Genomic DNA, 21,579 nt, shown 5'->3' with positions numbered 1-21,579 from the left:
CGCGCCTGTCCGCGTCCCGGCTGCTCTGCGCCGCATCTGTCCGCGGTGGCCGCGGGCAAACCCGGGGCGGCCGGCGGATCGGCCCGGGTCTGTCCGCGGTGGCCGCGGGCAAACCCGGGGCGGCCGGCGGATCGGCCCGTCTCAGCCGGGCAGGAGGCCGACGAGCGCGTCCCGCAGGGCCGGGCGGCGTGCCGTCATGAAGCGGTGCAGGCTCCGCGAGGCGAGGGCGACGCGCTGGGCGGCCCGGCGGCGTTCCCCGTCGTAGGCGCGCAGGGCGGCGGGCAGCCCGGTCCGGCCGTGGGCGGCGACCGCCCGGGTGAGGGCCTCGGCGTCGAGCAGGGCGGTGCAGGCGCCCTGGCCCAGGTTGGGGGTCATGGCGTGGGCCGCGTCGCCGACCAGGGCGGTGCGGCGGCCGTCGGTGAAGGCGGGCAGCGCCGGGTGGAGGTGGCGCATCTCGTACCGGATCCAGGTCGCCGGGTCAGTGCCGGCGAGGACGCGGGGGACGGGGTCGTGCCAGTCGGCGAAGGCGGCGCGCAGTTCGTCGGCGGTGGTGGCGCCGGGGACGGTGGCGTACCAGTTGGTGTGTCCGGGCTCGACGGGGGTCATGCCGAAGAAGCGGCCCGCGCCCCAGGTCTCGCCGTACACGCCGGTCTCGAAGCCGGCGATGCCGATCCAGGCGACCGTGCCGAGGGTGCGCACGGTGCTGCGGGTGCCGAAGCGGGCGGTGCGGACGGCGCTGTGGATGCCGTCGGCGCCGACGACGAGGTCGGCGTCGATCCCCGCGGGGTCGGTCAGCCGCTGCCCGTACGCGATCGGGGTGCCGCCGAGCCGGTCGAGCGCGTCGAGCAGGGCGTCGATCAGGCGCGGGCGGGAGACGAGCAGCTCGGGGCGGCCCGCCTTGCGCTCGATCCGGTCGAGCGGGAGGGCGGCCAGCACCGTCCCGTCGGGCCGGCGGATCTTCGCGTCGCGGTACGGGACCGCGCGTGCCCGCAGGGCCTCGCCGAGGCCGAGCCGGTCCAGGGCCGCCTGGGCGGTGGGGTGGATGCCGAAGGCCGTTCCGTAGCGCTCCGGGGCGGTGCGGCGTTCCAGGACGGTCACCGACCAGCCGGCGCGGCGGAGTCCGATGGCGGTGGCGAGCCCGCCGACGCCAGCTCCGACGACGACCGCGGTGCCGGTGGTGCCGGTGGTGCCCGGGGTGGCAGTCGTGGTGCCGGTGCTGCCGGCAGGGCTTGTGGCGCTGGTGGTGCGTGTGGCGCTGGTGGTGCGGTGTGCGTCGTGCATGACGTGTTCCCCCTCGCTCCCTGCCACCACATCCGTGGTACTACATCTGTGGTACCACGGATGTGGTTAAGCTGCCAAGGTGAATCAGGACCGGAGGGACCGACTGCGCGACGCGGCCACGGCAGTGCTGGCGGAGGCGGGCGGGCGCGGGCTGACACACCGCGCCGTCGACGCCGAGGCCGGCGTGCCCCAGGGCACCGCCAAGAACTACTTCCCGACCCGCGACGCCCTGCTCCGGGCGGTGGCCGAACGCTGCGTCGAGCAGTACCGGGCGCTGGCGGCCGCCCTCGCCGGGCCGGGCCCGGGCCCCGCCGACCGTGCCGGGCTGGCGGCCGTGCTCGCCGCACTGCTCCGCGACGTGGCCGGGCCGGGGCGGCCGCGCGTCCTGGCCTACCTGGAGCTGCAGACGGAGGCGGCGCGCCGGCCGTGGCTGGCCGCACTGCTGGACCCGGTCGGCGCGGCGGACTTCGCGGCGCACCGGCAGCTGCTCGGCGCGGCCGGGCTCCCGGACGGCCCCGCACAGGCCCGCGCCCTCACCCTCGCGATGCACGGGGCGGTGTGGCACCTGCTGGCGGGGGCACCGGACACGCTGGCCGCGGCCGGGCTCGACGACCTGGACGCCTTCGCGAGGGATGTGCTGGCCGGCGTATGCCCCGAACCATCGGGGGAGGAACAGTGACATGACCGACCCATTCAGCCCAATGGAACGTATCGACCGGATCGACCGGATCGACCGCGCTGTCGGGGCCGTGCTCGGCTCGGCCGTGGGCGATGCCCTCGGCGCGCCCTACGAGTTCGGGCCCGCGGGCGAACTGAGCGCGCGCGGCGCGGAGATGCGCGGGGGCGGCGGCTGGGATCCGGGAGAGGCGACCGACGACACGCAGATGGCCGTGCTCGTCGGCGAGTCCCTGCTGGAGCGCGGCGGCCTCGAACTCCCCGACGTCTTCGAGCGGTTCCGGCGCTGGGCGGCGGCCGGTCCGAAGGACATCGGACTGCAGACCGAGTCCGTGCTGACCAGCGGGGAGCCGTGGGACCTGGCCGCGGCGCTGCACTTCCAGGTGAACGCGCGGGCCGCCGGCAACGGTTCCCTCATGCGGGCGTCGGCGTCCGCGGTGTACTTCGCCGCCGAGGGGCGGGAGGCGACCATGGCCGCGGCCCGGCGGATCGCGGCGCTGACCCACGGCGACCCGGCGGCGTGGGAGGGCACCGCCGTCCTGCACGAGCTCGTACGGGTCGGCCTGGCCGGCGCCGATCCGCTGGCCGGCATCCCGGACGCGCTCGCGGCGGTGGACCCGGAGCAGCGCGAGCGGTACGCCCGGGTCCTCGCCCCGGACTGGCACCCGGACCTGGCCACCGAGTTCAACGGCGCGGTGTGGCCCTGCCTGGGCTCGGCGGTGTGGGCGCTGCGGACCACGGGCGGCTTCGCGGAGGCCGTCCGGGCGGCCGTGGACCTGGGCGGGGACACCGACACGGTCGCCGCGGTCACGGGCACGCTGGCCGGGGTCCGCTACGGCCGGGCGGCGATCCCGGCGGAGTGGACGGCCCCGCTGCACGTGCCGCTGCCCGGCTCCGGGGGCCGCGTGCTCGACGCGGACGGCCTGTGCGCCCTGGCCCGCCGTCTGGCGGCGGGGGCGGACGGGCAGGTGGCTCAGCTCCGGACGGGCCCGAGGGCCGCGCCCTCCCCGACCAGCAGCCGGCCCTCGGCGTAACCGAGCGCGGGGGCAGGCAGCGCGCCCTCGTCCCCGCTGAGCAGCACGGTCAGCCCGCCGGTGGCGGGCAGCCCGGGCTCCGGGACGGCGCCGATGCGGCGCAGCGCCTGGAGGGCGACGGCTTCGGCGGAACCGTGGAAGGCGAACGCGGTCCCGCCGGTCCGCTCGGCGAGGGCGGCCCGGATGGGCGCCTCGACGAGCTCGTAGTGCGTGCACCCGAGCACGACGTCGGTGACGTCGGCCGGGGTCAACGCGGCGGCGGCCGCGACGGCGGCTTCGATGGCCGCCTCGTCCGCCGCCTCGACGGCGTCGGCGAGCCCCGGGCAGGGCACCTCGGTGACGCGCGCCCCGGTGGCGAAGTCGCGGATGAGCCCGCGCTGGTAGGGGCTGCCGGTGGTGGCGGGGGTGGCCCAGATCGCCACGCGCCCCCCGGCGGCCGCGGCGGGCTTGATCGCGGGCACGGTGCCGATCACGGGGATCGCGGGCTCCAGCTCCGCCCGGATGGCGGGCAGGGCGTGGACGGTGGCGGTGTTGCAGGCGATGATCAGCGCGTCCGGGCGGAGCGCGGCGGCGGCACGGGCGACACCGAGCGCACGCCCGGTGAGGTCCTCGGGGGTACGCGGCCCCCAGGGCATGCCGACGGGGTCGGAGGACAGGACCAGGTCGACGTCCGGCCGCAGCCGTCGCATCGCGGCGGCAGCCGCGAGGAGGCCGATTCCGGAGTCCATGAGCGCGATCTTCACCTGGTCACCTTAATCGACGGACCCCCTTCCCCACCCCCGACAAGCCCCCGCCTGTGCCCCGCACCACACCCCTCCCGACCGCACCGCGACGGCCCGCGGCACGCCCCGCCCCGCCCCGGCGGCACCGGGCAGCGGGGGCGCGGGCGGGCCGGGGTGCGGGACAGGGGGCTTCGGGTTCGGCACACTGCCCGCATGGGCCTTCTCGGTGCCGCGTGCGCCTCCCTCGCCGCCTGGATCTGGCTGACGCTCGCCCAGGGCATGTTCTGGCGGACCGACGTGCGCCTCCCCCCGCGCACCGCCCCCGCCCGCTGGCCGTCCGTCGCCATCGTCGTCCCGGCCCGCGACGAGGCCGAGGTGCTCCCCCGCAGCCTCCCCTCCCTCCTCGCCCAGGACTATCCCGGCGAGGCCGAGGTGATCCTGGTCGACGACGGCAGTACGGACGGCACGGCCGCGCTCGCCCGCCGCCTGGCCCGCGCCCAGCCCGGGCTGCCGCTGACCGTGGTCTCCCCCGGCGAGCCGGAGCCCGGCTGGACCGGGAAGCTGTGGGCGCTGCGCCATGGCATCGCGTTCGCCCGGACCGCCCGCGATGCCGCCGAGCCCGAGTACCTCCTGCTCACCGACGCCGACATCGCACACGAACCGGACAGTCTGCGCGAACTGGTCGCGGCCGCGACCTCCGCCGGCCTCGACCTGGTCTCGCAGATGGCCCGGCTGCGGGTCGCCGGCTTCTGGGAGCGGCTCGTCGTGCCGGCGTTCGTGTACTTCTTCGCCCAGCTCTACCCCTTCCGCCGGATCAACCGCCCCGCCGCCCGGACCGCGGCCGCGGCCGGCGGCTGCGTCCTGCTGCACACCGGGGCGGCGGTCCGGGCCGGGGTTCCGGATGCGATCCGCCAGGCCGTCATCGACGACGTCTCCCTCGCCCGGGCCGTCCGGGACTCCGGCGGCAGGATCTGGCTGGGACTCGCGGAGCGGGTGGACAGCGTGCGCCCGTACCCGGCCCTGGCGGACCTGTGGCAGATGGTCTCGCGCAGCGCGTACGCCCAACTGCGGCACCGGCCGCTGCTGCTGGCGGGGACGGTGGCCGGGCTCGTCCTGGTGTACCTCGTCCCCCCGGCCGCCCTCTTCGCCGGGCTCGCCGCCGGACGGCCCGCCACCGCCTGGGCCGGCGGCCTCGCCTGGCTGCTGATGGCCGGAACGTACCTGCCGATGCTGCGCTACTACCGGCAGCCGGCCGTGCTCGCGCCGCTGCTTCCGCTCACGGCACTCCTGTACCTGCTGATGACGGTGGATTCGGCCGTGCAGCACTACCGGGGGCGCGGCGCGGCCTGGAAGGGCCGCACCTACGCCCGTCCGACCGATGCCTGAAACGGGCGAATTGCCGCCTCATCCCGCTGTCATCCCAGGTCACTCCGTCGTGACGCTGCGTCAGCGGCAAGTCGGTGCAACACCCAACCGTCAAGCACGAGTAGGGGCAAGAAGGTACGCAAGTGGCGAATCGTGCACGTGACCGTGGAGTGAATGGTGTGGCGCTGACCTGCGAAGATGCAGGTCAGCGGGGCATTCGTCACACCTCGCTATGGACCCGGTGAAGTCGTGGGCTTAACTTAGGTCCCATGACCTCCCCCCGCTCCACTTATGGCGGCGGTTACTACTCCGCGCCCTCCTTCCCGGACACTCCCATCTACGACTCGCTCGTGGCGGAACGTGGCACTCCGCAGATCGCCCCGATCCGTGTTCCGGCCGCCTACGATTCGCCGAGCTCCGGCTATTCGAGCGGTGGGTACCTGCCGGCCCTCGCCTCCGCGCTGCCCGCGCTTCCGGCCGCGCTGCCCCCGGCACCGATGCCTCCGCAGCAGCAGCCCCAGCAGTCCGGCGGGTACGGGTACCCGTATCCGGGCCAGGGCGCGCCCTCCCCGGGCCCGGTGCCGCTGCAGAACGCGCCCGCGCCGTACATCCCGCAGCAGCAGCCGGTCGCTGCCCGCGCGGGGTACATGCAGCAGGCGCAGCCGCCCCGCCCGGTCGCCGCGGGCACCGGGTACGAGGCGATGCGCCCGGCGGCGCCGCGTCCGATGCAGGTGGCTCCGGCCGCGGGCCCCTCGTACGAGGACCCGTACGGGCGTCCGTACCAGGGGCGCGCCTACTGACGCACGCGCGGCACGCGTGCGAGCGCTCCGCCGTGGGCGCCGCACGCCCGCCGACACGCCGCCGGGCGGCCCCGGGCGGTCCCGGTCCCGGTCCCGGTCCTGACCGGCCCGGGTCACCGGCCCGCGCCCGGCCCGCCGATACCCGGTAGGGCGGCGGAGGGGCGCCTGGCAGGATGCCCCCATGGCGAACTTGCATGTCCAGACGCTCCACGTCCATCCCGTCAAGTCGGTGGCGGGGACAGCTCCCGACGAGGTGGCCGTGGAGCCCTGGGGCCTGTCCGCGGACCGGCGCTGGGCCCTGGTCGACTCCCAGGGCAAGGTCATCACCCAGCGCGAGCAGCCGCGCCTCGCGCTGGCCTCGGCGCGTCCGCTGGAGGGAGGCGGCGTCGCGCTGTCGGCGCCCGGCATGCCCGACCTGGCCGTCGACGTCCCCGAGCCGGGGCCGCTGGAGCCGGTCGCGCTGTTCGGCAAGAAGGTCGAGACGGTCGTCGCGGCGCACGCCGCCGCCGACTGGGCCGGCACGTACCTCGGGATTCCGGTTCGGCTGGTGCACCTGGACGACCCGGCCGTACGGCGTCCGGTCGACCCCGACTACGCACTGCCCGGCGAGACGGTGAGCCTCGCCGACGGCTACCCGGTGCTTCTCACCACCCTGGCGTCGCTGGACGCGCTCAACTCGCTGATCGCCCAGGGGGACCATCCCGAGGAGGGTCCGCTGCCGATGAACCGGTTCCGACCCAATGTGGTGGTCGCCGGGGCCGAGGCCTGGGCGGAGGACGGGTGGCGGCGCATCGCGATCGGCGACGCGGTCTTCCGCGGGGCGCGGGAGTGCGGGCGGTGCATCGTGACCACGACCGACCAGGGCACTGCGGAGCGCGGCAAGGAGCCGCTGAAGTCGCTGGCCCGGCACCGGCGGATCGGCAAGTCGCTGGCGTTCGGGCGGATGCTGGTGCCGGTGCGGACGGGCACCGTGCGCGTCGGCGACGAGGTCCGCGTCCTGGAGTGACCCGCCAGGGATCCCCATGACCCGCCCGGGTTCCCATGCCCCGACCCGGGTTCCCCGCGACTCCCCGGAATGACACCTTCGGGGGGCTCTTGCGCATCCCTGGAACCAACAGCCGCACAAAGGCCGTTGGACCATCCGGAACGTGCCTGCAGGCAGACGGAGGCAAGGGGGTGCCGGACCGTGTGGGCAGCAATGGGTGTGTGGCGTTGGCGGCGCAATCCGCTGTGCCGGCCGACCGATCTCTTCGAGGCATGGGCGGCGTTCGCCGCGCTGGTGTGCGTCCTGCTGGTGGCCCCGGCCATCGGCTGCGTGACGGGCTTCCGCGTGGACGGCACGCTGCAGCGGGCCGCGCGCGAACAGCGGCAGGAGCGGTACCTCGTCCCGGCGGTGGTGGTCGGGCCGGCCGCCGCCGAGGCGCCCGAGGGCCCGGGCGGCGAGCCGGCTCCGCAGCGGCAGGCCCCGCAGCGGACGCGGATCGTGGCGGCCTGGACCGCGCCGGACGGAAGCAGCCACCAGGGGACGGTTCCGGCGGCCGAGGAACCGCCGCGGGCCGGCGACCGGTTCCGGATATGGGCCGACCTGCGCGGGCGGCTCGTGACCCGTCCGCTCGACCCCGGATCCGCCGGCGCACACGCGGCGCTCGCGGGCCTGGCCGCCGCCGTGGGCGCCGCGGCACTGGCGGAAACCGCGCGCCGGCTCGTCGTGCGCAGGCTCATACACCGGCGGTACCTGTGCCTCGACCGGGCCTGGGCAGCGGCGGGACCGGACTGGGGCCGGGCGGGCGCAGGCAGTTGACCTGGCCTCCCATCGGCTCCGCGCGCGCTACGGTGGACCGGCCGGAGCGGTTGCCGTCAGCTGCTGCGGGCGGCTCCGGCAGGTCTGCCGGACCGGCCGGTCCGGCAGGGCGAGGACGAGAACGAGGGCGGGGGCACGACAGCACCATGGCACAGGGCACGGTCCAGCTGACGCACGGCGGGTCTTCGCGGTGGCGGCGCCGCTCCGGGGAGTATCCGACGCTGGCCGCCGCGCTCGCCGCCGCGGGCGACGGGGACGTACTGACCCTCGCTCCCGGCACCTACCGGGAGAACCTGGTGCTGCAGCACGCCGTCACCCTGCGCGGGCCCGAGGGCGCGCCGGGGTCGGTGCGGATCGCCCCGCCGGACGGGGTGGCGCTCACCCTGCGCGCCTCGGCCGTGGTCCAGGACCTGCACGTGGAGGGCCAGGACCGGGCGACTCCCGCCCTGCTCGTCGAGACGGGCACCCCGGAGCTGGCCGGCCTGCGGGTGAGCACCCGCTCGGCAGCCGGGATCGAGGTGCGCGGCGGGGCCCGGCCGCTGGTGCGCCGGTGCACGGTGGAGAACCCGACCGGCATCGGGATCGCCGTCCTGGACGGCGGTGGCGGGGTGTTCGAGGAGTGCGAGGTGGTCTCCGCCGGCCAGGCGGGGGTCTCCGTCCGCGGGGGCGGGCATCCGCGGCTGGAGCGGTGCCGGATCCACCACGCCGCGGGCGCCGGCATCGCCGTCACCGGGGAGGGCTCGGGGCTGGAGGCGCTGGGCTGCGAGGTGTACGAGATCAAGGGGACCGGCGTGCAGATCGCCGCCCGTGCGGCGGCCCGCCTCACCGACTGCACGGTGCACCGCACCACGGCCGACGGGGTCACCCTCGACACGGACGCCGTCCTCGACCTCTCCGGCTGCGACATCCACGACATCCCCGAGAACGCGGTGGACCTGCGGGCCCGTTCGGTGCTCACCCTCGCCCGCACCACCGTGCGCCGCTTCGGCCGCAACGGGCTGTCGGTGTGGGATCCGGGCACCCGGGTCGAGGCCGAGGCCTGCGAGATCCACGACAGCACGGGCGACTATCCCGCGGTGTGGATCAGCGACGGGGCCACCGTCTCGCTCACCGGCTGCCGGCTGCACGACGTGCCCGACGCCGTGTTCGTACTGGACCGGGGCTCCCGGGCGGACGTGGTCGACAGCGACCTGTTCCAGGTGCGCAACACGGCCGTGTCGGTGAGCGACGGCGCGACCGCCCACGTCGAGGACTGCCGGATCCGGGAGGCGGGCACCGGTGCCTGGTTCCGCGACCACGGCAGCGGCGGCACCCTGACCGACTGCACGATCGACACCGCCCAGACCGGGGTGATCGTCACCAAGGGAGCCGATCCCTCGGTCCGGCGGTGCACGGTCACCGCCCCGGCCGAGGCCGGGTTCTACGTGTCGGCCGGCGGCCGCGGAAGCTTCGACTCCTGCCGGGTGACCGGCAGCTCCGGCTTCGGCTTCCACATCCTCGACGGCTGCCGGGCCACCCTGACCCGCTGCCGCACCGAGCGCTGCGCGCGCGGCGGCTACGAGTTCGCCGAGGACGGCCCGGTCGCCGAGGGCTGCACCTCCGACGAGTCCGCGGTCCGGCCCTCCGTCCGGCCGGCCCCCGGCGGCGCGCCCGCCGGGGAGCGCCCGGGCGTCCGTACGCTCACCGGGCAGCGCAGCGGAGCGGAGCCGGCGCAGGCGGGTCCGGCCGCGGCAGCACCGGCGGGGCCGGCGTCCGGGGCGGCCCGCCCGGCGGACGGGGCCGACCGGAGTGCGTCGGCACCGCGCGGGTCGGCGGAGGTGCTGGAGCGGCTCGAAGCGCTGGTCGGCCTGGAGAGCGTCAAGCGTGAGGTCCGCGCGCTCACCGACATGATCGAGGTGGGGCGGCGGCGGCAGCAGGCCGGCCTGAAGGCGGCGTCGGTCCGCCGCCATCTGGTCTTCACCGGCTCCCCCGGCACCGGCAAGACCACCGTGGCCCGGCTCTACGGGGAGATCCTCGCCTCGCTCGGCGTCCTGGAGCGCGGCCACCTGGTCGAGGTGTCGCGCGTGGACCTGGTCGGGGAGCACATCGGATCGACGGCGATCCGCACGCAGGAGGCGTTCGAACGGGCCCGTGGCGGGGTGCTGTTCATCGACGAGGCGTACGCGCTGGCACCCGAGGACTCGGGCCGGGACTTCGGGCGCGAGGCGATCGACACCCTCGTGAAGCTGATGGAGGACCACCGGGACGCGGTCGTGGTGATCGTCGCCGGGTACACGGAGGAGATGGACCGCTTCCTCACCGTCAACCCGGGGGTGGCGTCCCGTTTCTCGCGGACCATCACCTTCGGCGACTACGGGCCCGGGGAACTGCTGCGGATCGTGGAGCAGCAGGCGGAGGAGCACGAGTACCGGCTCGGCGAGGGCACGGCCGAGGCGCTGCTGGCGTACTTCACGGAGCTGCCGAAGGGTCCGGCGTTCGGCAACGGCCGGACCGCGCGGCAGACGTTCGAGGCGATGGTCGAGCGGCACGCGGGGCGGGTGGCGCAGCTGGCGGATGCGGGGACGGACGAGCTCACCCTGCTGTTTCCGGAGGATCTGCCGGCGCTGCCGGCTCCCTGCTGACCCTCGGCGCCGGCACATCGGGCCCCCCGGCCCGGGGGTCCGGGGCGGCGTCCGGCGGCTCGGGGGCGACCGGCTCGCCCGGGGCCTTCCGGAGGTCCGGGCGGGGCGGGCCGGCCAGGCGGGCGAGCAGGGCGTCGCGTTCGGCCGCGAAGGCGGGGTCGGACGGGTAGTCGAAGTGGCCCAGGACGGGCGCGGGCAGCGGGTGCCGGGTGCTGCGCCCGTAGGCGAGCGGGTCGGCGAGCGGCCCCCGGTCCACGTCCCCGGCGGGGTCCGCGGCGACCGGGCCGCCGATCGGGTCGGTGGCCCGCCACAGGTTGCGCCAGCAGTCGACCTGCCGGTGCAGGGCCGTGAGGGGTCCGGGGCCGAAGTAGGCCGGGAACCAGCGCCCGTAGAGCCGGCGCAGCGGGGACCCGTACGTGAGGAGGGCGACGCGGCGGCGGGCGTGCGGCGTGAGCTGCCAGACGGCGGCGGCCGCGAGGACGCTGCCCTGGGAATGGCCGGAGATCACCAGGCGGCCGCCGGTGCGGCCGGTCCAGGCGGTCATGCGCCAGGTCAGGTCGGGCACGGCCCGCTCGGCGTAGCAGGGCGGGGCGAAGGGGTGGGCGGCGCGCGGCCAGAAGGTGCCGACGTCCCACAGCACGCCGATGGTGCGGCGGGCGGCGGGATCCCGGTAGGCGCGGCGGCCCCAGGTGACGAAGAGGAGGAAACCGAAGCCGATCAGCCAGGAGCCGGCGTCCTGGGCGGCGCGGGCGGCGGTTTCCAGGAACGGGTGGCCGCCGCGGGCGGCTTCGCCCGGGACCTGTCCGCTCAGCCATGCCCCGGCGAGGGCGCCCGCCCCGAGCAGCAGGGTGACCCCGGAGACGGCGGCGACGAACCAGGGCGCGGAGTCGGTGAGCGCGGCGGCGGCCCGGGCTCCGGCGATGCGGCGGCTGCGGTCCGTGTCGGGGGTCTCCCCCGGGTACTCGGCGGCGACCCGGGCGGCGAGGCGGCGCCGGTGGAGGACGCCGCGCACCGCGAACACGGCGGCGAGCAGTGCCAGTACGAGGAGCAGCGGGGGCAGGACGGCGGCCTGCCAGGACAGCAGCACGGGCGGTACGGGCGGGCCGGCTCCGCCGTCGAGCCGGCCAGCGACCCACTGGGCGACCCCGCCGGACATCACACCGCCGAGCGCACAGCCGAGCATGGCGATGGCGGGCCCGCCGAGGCCGCGGAGGGCGGTCGCCCCGTCGGGGGCGCGCCGGTACAGGCGGGCGGCGACGGCCGCGAGGGCGAGGACGAGGACGCCCTGGCCGAGCATGAGCAGCCCGAACGCGAAGTCGCCGGGCAGCCGGCCGGAGGAGGTCCAGCCGGGGCGTGGCCAGGAGGCGTGGAGCAGCACGGCGGTGAGCAGGGCGAGGGCGGCGCCGGGCAGCAGGGTGACGGCGGCCCGGTCGAGGCGGTGGTCGGGCCGGACCTCGGTACGGCCGCGCCGGCAGACGACCCAGGCGACGGCGGCGGCCCCGGCGGCGAGCAGCAACTCCAGGGCCCAGCCGAGGGCTTCGAGGGCGGGGGTGCCGGCGCGGCGGTCGTAGCGGGCGGCGGGTGCGGCGACGGCGGCGGCGACGGTGAGCAGCCCGGCGGCGGTGTGCGCGGCGCGCAGCCGGGCCACGATCCGCCGCCCGTACCAGAACCCGGGCCGGCCGAGCGCGGGGGCGGCGGGGGCCGGGTCGCCGGCGACGAGGGCGGGGGCGGGGGCGGGGGGAGCCGGGTCGCCGACGGCGGCGGCAGGTGCCCCGGCGCCGGCGGACCCGGGGTCGGGCCCGGGCCCGGGGGCCGGGGCGGCGGCTCCGGCGGCCTCCTGGGGCGGGGTCTGGGACTCGTAGGCGCTCCACGTCCGGTTCGACAGGAACCACAGCAGCCCGGTCAGCGCGGCCGGGACCAGGGCTCCGAGCGCGAGCCGCCGCCCGGGCTGGCCCCACCAGCCGCCGGGCTCCGCGAACCGCAGCCAGGAGCGGGAGGCCGTACAGGCGGCGGTGCCCGCGCACTGCCAGGCGAGCAGGTCGAGGGCGACCTCGCAGGCGGCCGCGATCAGCAGCAGGGTGAGGCTGAGGGCGAGGAGCCGGACGAGCACCCCGTACGCCCGGACCGCGCGCGGCGGTGGCGTGCCGTCGGGTGCGGGCGGTGCGGCGGGCCGGGCCCAGTGGGCGAGGTTGACGACCATGAAGGGCAGGAGCAGCAGCCACAGGGCACGGGAGCCGTTGCCGGAGGTGAGCCGGGACCAGCAGTAGGCCTCGACGACGGGCCGGCCGGCGTACCGCTCGGGGTGGGACTCGGCGTCGGCGTCGGCGGCGCGGCGGAACACGGCGGCGGTCGCGTCACCGGTGACCCGGACGGTACGCGGATCGTCGAGAAGTTCCTCGGGGGAAGCGCCGTGGACTCCGTGGACGCGGAGTTCGAGGGCCGGCGGCCGCGGCGGGGCGAGGAGTTCGAGGGCGAGGGGATGCGGGGGCTGGGGGATGTCCGGCACGGCGGCCTCCGCTCGCGGGACGGGATCAGCGCAGGTCCTGCATCCAGCATCCCGCGCACCGGAGCGCACGCATAGCCCCTGTACGGGCGATCCGCCGACGGACACACCGCGGATGTCTGACGGAATATCAACTGCCCGTTCGGGCGCGGACGCCACCCTTCCGGGCCGGTGTCGCCGGCCCGGCCGACGCCCGGCCGACGCTCGGCCGACGCCCGGCCGACGCGCGGCGGCGCCGGCCGGGCGATCAGGCTGCGGGCGGGGTCCGCTTCCGGGAGACGGTCATGGCGGCCGAGGCCGAGGCCGATGCCGGGCTGCTGCGCCACGCCTCCCGGATCGACGAGACCGACGCCCCGGCGTCAGGCGCCGGGTTCGCGCCAGACTCCGGTCGCCAGCATGTTCTCGATGGTCTCGGCGTACGGGGCGAGGTCCAGGCCCTGCGCGGCGACCCACTCGTCCGAGTAGTACTTGTCGAGGTAGCGGTCGCCCGGGTCGCAGAACAAGGTGACGACGCTGCCCGTGCGTCCCTCCGCCACCATCTCCGAGATGATCTTCAGTGCGCTCCACACACCCGTTCCGGTGGAGCCGCCCGCCTTGCGCCCGAGGGCCTGTTCCAGGGCGCGGCACGCGGCGATGCTCGCCGCGTCCGGCACCTTCATCATCCGGTCGATGGCGCCCGGCACGAAGCTCGGCTCCATCCGCGGCCGCCCGATGCCCTCGATGCGCGAGCCGCAATCGCTGCTCGCGTGCGGGTCGTTGTTGGTCCAGCCGTCGAAGAAGCAGGAGTTCTCCGGGTCCGGGACGCAGACGCGGGTGTCGAACTGCATGTAGTGGACGTAGCGGGCTATGGTCGCCGAGGTGCCGCCGGTGCCGGCGGTCGCCACGATCCACGCGGGCTCCGGGTACCGCTCCAGGCGCAGCTGCTGGTAGATCGACTCGGCGATGTTGTTGTTGCCCCGCCAGTCCGTCGCGCGCTCCGCGTACGTGAACTGGTCCATGTAGTGGCCGCCGGTGCGGGCCGCGAGGTCCGCCGACTCCTCGTACATCTTCATCGGGTCGTCGACGAAGTGGCATTCGCCGCCGTGGAATTCGATCAGCCGGCACTTCTCCCGGCTGGTCGTGCGCGGCATGACCGCGATGAACGGGACGCCGATCAGCTTGGCGAAGTACGCCTCGGAGACGGCCGTCGAGCCGGACGAGGCCTCGATGACGGGGCGGCCGGGGCGGATCCAGCCGTTGCAGAGGGCGTACAGGAACAGCGAGCGCGCGAGGCGGTGCTTCAGGGAGCCGGTCGGGTGCGTGGACTCGTCCTTGAGGTAGAGGTCGATGCCCCATTCCTCGGGGAGCGGGAAGCGCAGGAGATGGGTGTCGGCGGAGCGGTTCGCATCCGCCTGCACCTTGCGGACGGCTTCTTTCAGCCAGGCGCGGTAGTCCGCGTCGCTGTGGTCGACGTCAATCGTCGTAGCCGTCGTACCGGAGGTACGGGTGGTGCTCATGCGGCTTGCTCCTTCGTGCGTTCCTTGCCCCCTGCTTTCGCAATGTACCTCTCTCACCTGCGCAAACAGTCACTTTGGGTATCTATGCGGATCGCTTTCGATCGCGTTCGGTTGCGTCCACCGGCACCGTGGGTGACCCTGGTGGGGGATTACCGAGGGTGCAGCACCCGTAACACTCATGTCGGGGAGTCGCAGCCGTGATCAGTCATTCACGCAGGCACTGCACAGTCGAACTGCAGGCCTTGCCGTCCCGGATCGGCCAGATCCGGAGGATCGTTTCCGCGCAATTGCGCCACTGGCAGCTGGATCCACTCATAGACCGGGCTGCGCTCGGGGTGACGGAGCTGCTCAGCAACGTCCACCGGCACGCGCAGCCGGACAAGAGATGCACGGTCGAGATCGAGCTGCGGCTGGGGCGGCTCACGGTCTCGGTGTACGACAGCGATCCGCGCCTCCCGGTCCGCCGGACGACGTTCGCGACGCCACCGGACGCACCGGATGCACCAGACACACCAGACACACCGAACTCGGCGGTCGCACCGTTCGCACCCGTCGCAGGGGTCGCCCGGCAGTCGGCGCGGGCGCCCGCCGCGCCGCACCTGCAGGCCGGTCCGGACGGACCGGCCCTCCGGGACCTGCTGGACACCCTGGAGACCGGGGGGCGCGGCCTCGCCCTCGTCGAGGCGGTCAGCGAGGCGTGGGGGGCCCGGCCCCAGGAGGACAGCCCGGGCAAGGTGGTGTGGTTCTCGCTCCGCGCCGCCCCCGCGGCCCCGGCCCGCCCGCGGCCCGCGCGCAGCCGTTCCACACCGGTACGGGAGCCCGCCCCGGCCCTGTCCCTCGCCGCAGACGCGGAACCCGCACCGGTCAGCCTGTCCGTGGCCGCCGCCACCGCGATCAGGCCGGGGTAACACCCCCGCCGCCCGGCCCCCTGACACAGTGGCCCGACAGCACCGGCGGCACACGGGACCCAGGGGGCCCAGGGGGCCCAGGGGCGCCCAGGGGGCCGGGGCGACACCGCACGCTGCCCATCCCCACCGGCCCCAACCCGGCACCCCGGCACCCCGGCATCCGGCGCCCGCCCCCGCCTCGGCTAAGCCGCGGCCCCCAGCGCCCCCAGCGGGTCGTCCAGCACCGGCTGCCAGGCCAGCTCCGCCGCCCCCACCAGGCTGTTGTGGTCCAGCGTGCACGGCAGGATCGGCACTCCCCCGCTGCGCCCCCACAGGCTCCGGTCCGCGACCACGGCGCGCAACCGCTCCGGGTCCGCGGAGAGCAGCTCCCGGTGCAGGCCGCCCAGGATGATCCGGTCCGGGTTCAGGATGTTCACCAGGCCCGCGAGGCCCAGGCCGAGCCGGTCGATGAGCTCCTCCGCGGCCGCCCGTACCGCGGGCTCCGCGTACTCCTCGCGCAGCAGGTCGCGGGCCTGCTGCAGCAGCGACACCTCCGGCCCCGGCGTACGGCCCGCCGCCGTCAGGAACGCGAGCGGGTCCGCCTCCACGTCCAGGCAGCCGCGGCCGCCGCAGTGGCAGGCCCGCCCCTCCGGGTTGACGGTGAGGTGGCCGACCTCCAGCGCCAGGCCCGAACTCCCGCTGTGCAGGCGGCCGTCGAGCACGAGCGCCCCGCCCACCCCGCGGTGCCCGGTCGCCACGCACAGCAGGTGCTGGGCGCTGCGTCCCGCGCCGTGCCGGTGCTCGGCCAGCGCGGCGAGGTTGACGTCGTTCCCGGCGAGGGCCGGGCCGTCGATGCCGGCCGCCTTCACGCACTGCTCGAAGATGGCCCGTACGGGAGAGCCGGCCGGCCAGGCCAGGTGCAGCGGGTTGAGCGCCGTGCCGTCCGGCTCGGCGACGGCCGACGGGACCGCGAGCCCGGCGCCGACGCAGCGGCGGCCGGTCTCGGCGAGCAGTGCGGCGCCCGCCCCGACGACCGCGCCCAGCACCTGCGCCGGATCCTCCGACACGGTGATCTTGCCGGGGGCGGTGGCCACGATCCGGCCGCCGAGACCGACGAGGGCGGCACGGAAGCCGTCCGGGTGCACCTGGGCGGCCAGGGCCACGGGGCCGTTCTCGTCGATGGCGAGGCGGTGCGAGGGGCGGCCCTGGGCGCCTCCCGCCCGGCCGGGGCTGGAGTCGACGCGGATCAGCCCGAGCGCCTCCAGCTCGGCCGCGACGGCCCCCGCGGTCGCGCGGGTCACGCCGAGCTCGGCCGTGAGGACCGCGCGGGTCGGGGCCCGGCCGGTGTGGACGAGCTCCAGCGCCGGCCCGAGGGCGCCGCGGCCCCGTTCCAGCCTGGTCTTCGCCGATGCCGCGGATGCGGTGGACGCCGTCGTCACATCCTCCACCCGCCGCGGGGCCCCGTTGCCGTTCATGACAGCGATCCTCGCATGATCCGCGGGCTGCACGGCGCCGCCCGCCGATCACCGATCGGTCTCGGCCACGGGCCGGTCCGCGGCCGGCCCGCGGCCCGTCAGTCCGGGGGCGGCTCCAGCCCGCCGACCCGCAGTGTGATGTTCAGTCGCCCGGTCAGCCCAAGCCAGGGCGGGGAGGTCCCGGGCAGCACCTTCGGCACCCCGTGATAGGCCGCCCTGGCCGGGCCTCCGAAGACGAACAGGTCCCCGCTGCACAGCCGTACGTCCCGGTAGGGCCGGCCCCGCGACTCGGTGGTGCCGAAGCGGAAGACGCACGTGTCGCCGAGGCTGAGGGATACGACCGGCGCCGGGGACTTCTCCTCGGCATCGCGGTGCATGCCCATGTGCGCGTCCCCGCCATAGAAGTTGATCAGCGCGATGTCATAGGCGGCACCCGCCGGAAGCCGGCAGCCGGCACCCGTCCCGCCCCCGCCGCCGTCCCCGTCCCCGTACGCGGCGGCCACCGCCTCCCGTCCCAGCTCGGCCAGCCAGGCGGGCATCGGCTTGACGGGCGCCCCGTCCCCGTCGACGGCGGTGCGGGCGTACCCGTACGGATACCAGTGCAGGCCGAGGCACACCTGGCGGGCGGTCATCGTCCCGCCGCCCGGAGTCCGGACCGTGCGCAGCCCGGCGGGCGGGCGCGCCCACACCCGGCAGGCGGCCAGCAGCTCCCGCTGGCGCTCCGGGCCGAGCCAGTCGGGCACGTGCACCGCGCCGGGGGCGATCTCGGCCCGCTCCCGCGGGAAGAGTTCCCCGTTCATGGCCCCATTGTCCCGGCTCGGCTGGGACACTGCCCGCATGAAGATCACCGAGTACGTCGAGGTCCTGGAGAGGGAAGGCGAGTTGCTCGCCGAGACGGCCGAACGGGCCGGCCTGGACACCATCGTCCCCAGCTGCCCCACCTGGCGCGTCACCGATCTGCTGCGGCACACGGGGGCGGTGCACCGGTGGGCGGCCTCCTTCGTCCAGGACGCGGTCGTGGAGCCGACCCCGATCCCGGACGGGCCCGAGCTCGTCGGCGCCGAGCTGCTGGCCTGGTTCCGGGAGGGGCACGCGGCGCTGGTCCGGACGCTGACCGAGGCCCCGGCCGACGTGCAGTGCTGGACGTTCCTGCCGACGGCCCCGGCGTCGCCGCTGGCGTTCTGGGCGCGGCGGCAGGCACACGAGACGACCGTGCACCGCATGGACGCGGAAGCGGCACTCGGCACGGTCTTCAGCCCGGTGTCCCCGGAGTTCGCGGAGGACGGCGTGGACGAGCTGCTGACCGGCTTCCACGCGCGGCCGCGCAGCCGGGTGCGGACCCAGGAGCCGCGGGTGCTCCGGATCCGGGCCGCCGACACCGGCGCGGTGTGGACCGTGCACCTGTCACAGGAGCCGCCCCGGGCCGTGCTCGGCGACGCGGGCCCGGCGGACTGCGAGGTGACGGGCGAGGCGGCCTGGCTGTACGCGGCCCTGTGGAACCGCCTCCCGCTGACCGGCCCCGAGGTGACGGGCGACGAGACGCTGGCCCGCCTCTGGGTGGAGACGGCCGGCATCTGACACACCCGCGCGACGGCGACGCCGGCGCCACGCCGCAAAAACGCCTTGTCACGATGTGCGACCCGCACAACACTGCACGTATGGGGCAGAGCAGGGGACGGCGTACGCAGGCAGACCGCGACGCGATCACCATCGAGATCGGCTACGCCTTCGTCAGCGCGTGCTTCGCCGCCGCCCTGGTGTTCTGCGCGGTGTACGGACCCGCCCTGGCCTTCGACCTCTCCCCCACCGCCGAGGGCGCCCTGGCGGTGGCGGGCGGGCTGCTGGCCGCGGTGGTGTTCGTACTCCGCGTCACCCACCTCCTGTGGCGCTTCGCCCGCCGCCCGGAAAACGACGGCCGCTAGCCCCTGCCCCTTCGGGTCCGCACGCAGCCCCGGTGGATGATGGCCCCCATGATGGAACCTCCCCGACGGGGCATAGCCCCTGTGGTGCCCCCGGTCGCGACATCGTGGCGCCGCATCGACGCCTGGCTGGCCCGGCACGCACCGAAGGCACTGGCAGAACTGCGGCCCCCGGCTTCTCTGCAGTCCCTTGAGGAAGCGGAGTCACGCTTGGGATTCCCGCTCCCCGTGGACCTCCGCGCATCGCTGCGATGCCACGACGGCGACACCTCCCTGCTGGGTGTGCTCCCCTGCCGGAGGCTGTACTCCGTGTCCGAGATCGTCGAAGTCCGCGAGACGCGGATGCGCCTGTGGGAACCGGACGACCCGGACCAGGCGGAGACCCCTTGGTGGGGCACGAAGTGGGTCCCCGTCTCCGGAGGTCACGGAAACGAGCACTTCATCGATGCCGGGGAAGGGATGTGGCAGAACCACCTCGGTGACGCCGCTCACGATGACCAGGCGTACTTCCTGGGCTGGCCCAGCCTGGGCTCATGGCTCCACGAGGTGGCGGAGACCATGGAACACCACGACCAGTCCTGGTTCGGAGCGGTGACCGCCCCCAAGGTCGACAGCAGCGGAGACGTCGACTGGTGGGACTAGGACTGCCCTCGGCGACCTGCGCGCCCGGACGGGGACGGCGGCCGGGCGGCTGCCGGCGTCACGCGGCAGGCAGCCCCACCCCGTGGGCCAGCTGCCCCGCCGCATGCGCGAAGAAGGCATCGCGGTCCTCGACGACCCGGTTGAACTGGCCGAACAGCTCGAAGGAGACCAGCCCGGCCAGCTGCGCCCACGCCGCGACCAGGGCGGCCGTGACCTCCGGCGGCAGCCCGTCCGCGAAGTCCGCGGTCATCCGCAGGGCCTCCGGCCGCAGGGCGGCGGGCAGCGGCGGCAGCGCGAGCCCGCGCCCCTCGAAAGCGGTGCGGAGAACACCGATGAACACATTGCCGACCCGCGCGGCCGGCCCGACGGTGTCCATGGGGGCGCTGTAGCCGGGGACCGGTGAGCCGTAGATGAGGGCGTACTCGTGCGGGTGCCCGAGCGCCCACCCGCGGAAGGCCAGGCAAGCGGCGATCCAGCGCACGCGGGGCGGGTCGCCGGCGGCGACGGCGCGGGCATCGGCCTCCTCGACCGCCGCGCCCACGCTGTCGTACGCGTCGACGATGAGCGCGGTGAGCAGGTCGTCGCGGCTGGGGAAGTAGCGGTAGAGGGCCGAGGAGACCATGCCCAGCTCGCGGGCGACGGCCCGCAGCGACAGCTTGGCGGCACCCTCGGCCGCGAGCATGCGCCGGGCCTCGTCCTTGATGGCGGCGGTGACCTCGATACGGGCCCGCTCCCGGGCCCCGCGCACGGTAGTCATGGCGGCCAGTGTGCCACACAACGAGATCACCGCCCCAAAGTGAGAGCACCGCTCTTGCTTTGCCGCGCCAATCGGGTGCACACTGCTCTCAAGCGAGAGCACCGCTCTCTCATTGCCGTCGGAGGCGACCATGTCCACGCCCACCACCCCGTACTACGTGAAAGCCGGCCCCTTCGCCGCCCGCTTCAACTCCCTGATGGGCAAGCTGGCCCGCGTCGGCATCAGCCTGGCCGGCACCGCCGAAATGTCGGTCCGCGGCCGCACGTCCGGCCGGATGCAGCGGATCCCGGTCAACCCGCACACGTACGAGGGCGAGCAGTACCTGGTGTCGGCGCGCGGCCACTCCCAGTGGGTCCGCAACATGCGGGTGGCGGGCGGCGGCGAGCTGCGCGTGGGCCGCAAGGTCCGCACGTTCACGGTCACCGAACTCACGGACCCGGCGGAGAAGGCCCGTGTGCTGCGCGCCTACCTGAAGCGGTGGGGCTGGGAGGTCGACGCCTTCTTCAAGGGCGTCGACGCGGACTCCCCCGAGGCAGACCTCCAGGCAGCATCGGCCGACCACCCCGTCTTCCGCCTCACCCTGTCCCCCTGAAAGCCGCCCCACACCGACTCCCCCAGGCCCCCACCGCCACATCCGCGAGCAGGAAGCCGATTCGATGCCCGAGGTCCGGAGCTCCTTCAGGTGGCCGGGTTCGCGGCAGGGCACCCGGAGACGTTCGAGTAGTACTCGTTGCCCTCCCTGTCGCAGATGTGGAAACAGTGACCGTTGGCCCACACCGTGACCGAATCAGGCCGGTGTTCGACCTCGAACGGCTCGTCCTCGTACGAGGTCCCGGACCAATCACGCCCTCCCGCAGGCGCGTGGGTGACGACGACGCACATCCCCTTCGGCGGAATCTCGTGGATGTCCGCCCAGGGCTCCACGGTCAGATCCAGCGGCTCCTCGCCGTCGTTGTGGACCACCAGCCGCGCGGCCCTCACTACGCCCACCCCAGCACCATCCCCTCTGCCCTTGCGTCGTCACGCATGCGACTGCACCCGTGCGGGAACACGGCACGATCCTCACACGGGTGGCCACCCGACACCGAGCCGGGTGCGGTCACGGCTCTGCCCCGTCCTGGCGGCGTCGGCCGCCCACCCTGCGGGCGACGGCACCGACTTGGCGGACGCGACCCCAGACGTCCCGAAACCGGGCGGCGGCCAGACCAGCCGCGCGGGCCGGCCGGGCATCGCCGAGACCCGGCATGGCCACGGTCCTCCCAGGCCCGCCCTTGTGCGGCGCGGGCGCGCGGGTACTGCGGCTGAGCAGGAGTGGCGCGGGCGAGCCTGGTCGCCGTGGGCGCCCTGCGGTGGGGCGGGCGTTATGGTCGGACTGGTGCCCGGGCGGCCGAGACAGGCCGGATGCCACGACCCGCGATCGGCGGGCGTGCCCGAACCCGGACCGCGCAGCCAGGCCGACCAACCGGGCCCTCGCCCACAGAAGCCGACCGGACGGAACCTCAGCAGGCGCCGGCAAGACACAGGCCGACCCCACGGAAGCCAACCGGCCCGGCTCCAGAGACCATCAGGACGGGCCCCACACGGCCGCCAGGCCAGCCCCG

At 75.4% G+C, this 21,579-nt stretch carries 20 protein-coding genes; 12 read left to right on the top strand and 8 right to left on the bottom strand.

The window, feature by feature from the left end:
* Positions 1-141 precede the first annotated feature (141 nt).
* Positions 142-1,281 carry an FAD-dependent oxidoreductase gene (locus tag ACIQUT_RS09560; RefSeq protein WP_403561168.1) on the bottom strand — a complete coding sequence of 380 codons (1,140 nt, stop codon included), beginning with the start codon at positions 1,279-1,281 and terminating at the stop codon, positions 142-144.
* 79 nt (positions 1,282-1,360) lie between these two features.
* On the opposite strand from ACIQUT_RS09560, the gene ACIQUT_RS09555 reads away from it, so the two are divergent.
* Together ACIQUT_RS09555 and ACIQUT_RS09550 are read left to right on the top strand one after the other, a co-directional pair.
* Positions 1,361-1,960 (top strand): TetR/AcrR family transcriptional regulator, encoded by a 600-nt coding sequence (locus ACIQUT_RS09555; RefSeq protein ID WP_403561166.1) that lies wholly within the window; start codon positions 1,361-1,363, stop codon positions 1,958-1,960.
* A 1-nt stretch (position 1,961) separates the two neighbouring features.
* The gene (locus ACIQUT_RS09550; RefSeq protein ID WP_403561164.1) at positions 1,962-2,990 is read left to right on the top strand and encodes an ADP-ribosylglycohydrolase family protein; all 1,029 of its coding nucleotides are present in this window, start codon (positions 1,962-1,964) and stop codon (positions 2,988-2,990) included.
* Here ACIQUT_RS09550 and ACIQUT_RS09545 read toward each other — a convergent pair.
* Complete coding sequence (locus ACIQUT_RS09545; protein WP_403561162.1) at positions 2,930-3,733, bottom strand: glutamate racemase; 804 nt, start codon at positions 3,731-3,733, stop codon at positions 2,930-2,932. The genes ACIQUT_RS09550 and ACIQUT_RS09545 overlap by 61 nt on opposite strands.
* Positions 3,734-3,925: 192 nt before the next feature.
* Here ACIQUT_RS09545 and ACIQUT_RS09540 point away from each other — a divergent pair, with 192 nt between their 5' ends.
* The 5 genes from ACIQUT_RS09540 (at position 3,926) to ACIQUT_RS09520 (ending at position 10,299) form a co-directional block, all read left to right on the top strand.
* Positions 3,926-5,098, top strand: coding sequence for a glycosyltransferase (locus ACIQUT_RS09540; protein WP_403561160.1), 1,173 nt, complete (start codon positions 3,926-3,928; stop codon positions 5,096-5,098).
* Between the two features lie 248 nt (positions 5,099-5,346).
* Entirely contained in the window at positions 5,347-5,877 is a 531-nt protein-coding gene (locus tag ACIQUT_RS09535) for a DUF6643 family protein (RefSeq protein WP_403561158.1), read from the top strand.
* Positions 5,878-6,058: 181 nt separating this feature from the next.
* Positions 6,059-6,883, top strand: coding sequence for an MOSC domain-containing protein (locus ACIQUT_RS09530; protein ID WP_403561156.1), 825 nt, complete (start codon positions 6,059-6,061; stop codon positions 6,881-6,883).
* A 192-nt stretch (positions 6,884-7,075) separates the two neighbouring features.
* Positions 7,076-7,678 carry a hypothetical protein gene (locus ACIQUT_RS09525; RefSeq protein ID WP_403561154.1) on the top strand — a complete coding sequence of 201 codons (603 nt, stop codon included), beginning with the start codon at positions 7,076-7,078 and terminating at the stop codon, positions 7,676-7,678.
* A gap of 146 nt (positions 7,679-7,824) precedes the next feature.
* The gene (locus ACIQUT_RS09520) at positions 7,825-10,299 is read left to right on the top strand and encodes a right-handed parallel beta-helix repeat-containing protein (RefSeq protein WP_403561152.1); all 2,475 of its coding nucleotides are present in this window, start codon (positions 7,825-7,827) and stop codon (positions 10,297-10,299) included.
* Here ACIQUT_RS09520 and ACIQUT_RS09515 read toward each other — a convergent pair.
* Together ACIQUT_RS09515 and ACIQUT_RS09510 are read right to left on the bottom strand one after the other, a co-directional pair.
* Positions 10,250-12,796, bottom strand: coding sequence for a hypothetical protein (locus tag ACIQUT_RS09515; protein WP_403561668.1), 2,547 nt, complete (start codon positions 12,794-12,796; stop codon positions 10,250-10,252). The genes ACIQUT_RS09520 and ACIQUT_RS09515 overlap by 50 nt on opposite strands.
* Before the next feature lie 365 nt (positions 12,797-13,161).
* Positions 13,162-14,298 carry a PLP-dependent cysteine synthase family protein gene (locus ACIQUT_RS09510; RefSeq protein WP_403561151.1) on the bottom strand — a complete coding sequence of 379 codons (1,137 nt, stop codon included), beginning with the start codon at positions 14,296-14,298 and terminating at the stop codon, positions 13,162-13,164.
* A gap of 197 nt (positions 14,299-14,495) precedes the next feature.
* On the opposite strand from ACIQUT_RS09510, the gene ACIQUT_RS09505 reads away from it, so the two are divergent.
* Positions 14,496-15,206 (top strand): ATP-binding protein, encoded by a 711-nt coding sequence (locus tag ACIQUT_RS09505; RefSeq protein ID WP_403561149.1) that lies wholly within the window; start codon positions 14,496-14,498, stop codon positions 15,204-15,206.
* Between the two features lie 182 nt (positions 15,207-15,388).
* On the opposite strand, the gene ACIQUT_RS09500 is transcribed toward ACIQUT_RS09505, so the two are convergent.
* Together ACIQUT_RS09500 and ACIQUT_RS09495 are read right to left on the bottom strand one after the other, a co-directional pair.
* Positions 15,389-16,660 (bottom strand): ROK family protein, encoded by a 1,272-nt coding sequence (locus ACIQUT_RS09500; RefSeq protein WP_403561147.1) that lies wholly within the window; start codon positions 16,658-16,660, stop codon positions 15,389-15,391.
* 98 nt (positions 16,661-16,758) lie between these two features.
* A complete protein-coding gene (locus ACIQUT_RS09495; RefSeq protein WP_403561145.1) occupies positions 16,759-17,460 on the bottom strand; it encodes an alpha-ketoglutarate-dependent dioxygenase AlkB family protein in 702 nt (233 codons plus the stop codon).
* A 37-nt stretch (positions 17,461-17,497) separates the two neighbouring features.
* Between ACIQUT_RS09495 and ACIQUT_RS09490 the strand changes: the two genes are divergently transcribed.
* The 3 genes from ACIQUT_RS09490 to ACIQUT_RS09480 all read left to right on the top strand — a co-directional run bounded on the left by ACIQUT_RS09490 (position 17,498) and on the right by ACIQUT_RS09480 (position 19,221).
* On the top strand, positions 17,498-18,238 hold the full coding sequence (locus ACIQUT_RS09490) for a maleylpyruvate isomerase family mycothiol-dependent enzyme (protein WP_403561143.1): 741 nt from the start codon (positions 17,498-17,500) through the stop codon (positions 18,236-18,238).
* Between the two features lie 80 nt (positions 18,239-18,318).
* Complete coding sequence (locus ACIQUT_RS09485) at positions 18,319-18,582, top strand: DUF6332 family protein (protein WP_403561141.1); 264 nt, start codon at positions 18,319-18,321, stop codon at positions 18,580-18,582.
* 36 nt (positions 18,583-18,618) lie between these two features.
* Positions 18,619-19,221 carry an SMI1/KNR4 family protein gene (locus ACIQUT_RS09480; protein WP_403561139.1) on the top strand — a complete coding sequence of 201 codons (603 nt, stop codon included), beginning with the start codon at positions 18,619-18,621 and terminating at the stop codon, positions 19,219-19,221.
* Between the two features lie 58 nt (positions 19,222-19,279).
* Here ACIQUT_RS09480 and ACIQUT_RS09475 read toward each other — a convergent pair whose 3' ends face one another.
* Positions 19,280-19,978 (bottom strand): TetR/AcrR family transcriptional regulator, encoded by a 699-nt coding sequence (locus ACIQUT_RS09475; RefSeq protein WP_403561137.1) that lies wholly within the window; start codon positions 19,976-19,978, stop codon positions 19,280-19,282.
* Positions 19,979-20,108: 130 nt separating this feature from the next.
* Between ACIQUT_RS09475 and ACIQUT_RS09470 the strand changes: the two genes are divergently transcribed.
* Positions 20,109-20,570, top strand: coding sequence for a nitroreductase/quinone reductase family protein (locus tag ACIQUT_RS09470; protein ID WP_403561135.1), 462 nt, complete (start codon positions 20,109-20,111; stop codon positions 20,568-20,570).
* Between the two features lie 86 nt (positions 20,571-20,656).
* On the opposite strand, the gene ACIQUT_RS09465 is transcribed toward ACIQUT_RS09470, so the two are convergent.
* A complete protein-coding gene (locus ACIQUT_RS09465) occupies positions 20,657-20,968 on the bottom strand; it encodes a hypothetical protein (RefSeq protein ID WP_403561133.1) in 312 nt (103 codons plus the stop codon).
* Between the last annotated feature and the right edge of the window lie 611 nt (positions 20,969-21,579).

This window comes from Streptomyces sp. NPDC090445 (assembly GCF_044769385.1).
Lineage (GTDB): Bacteria > Actinomycetota > Actinomycetes > Streptomycetales > Streptomycetaceae > Streptomyces.
The sequence above is the reverse complement of the archived record's forward strand: the minus strand, read 5'-3'. Positions and strand labels throughout refer to the sequence as shown.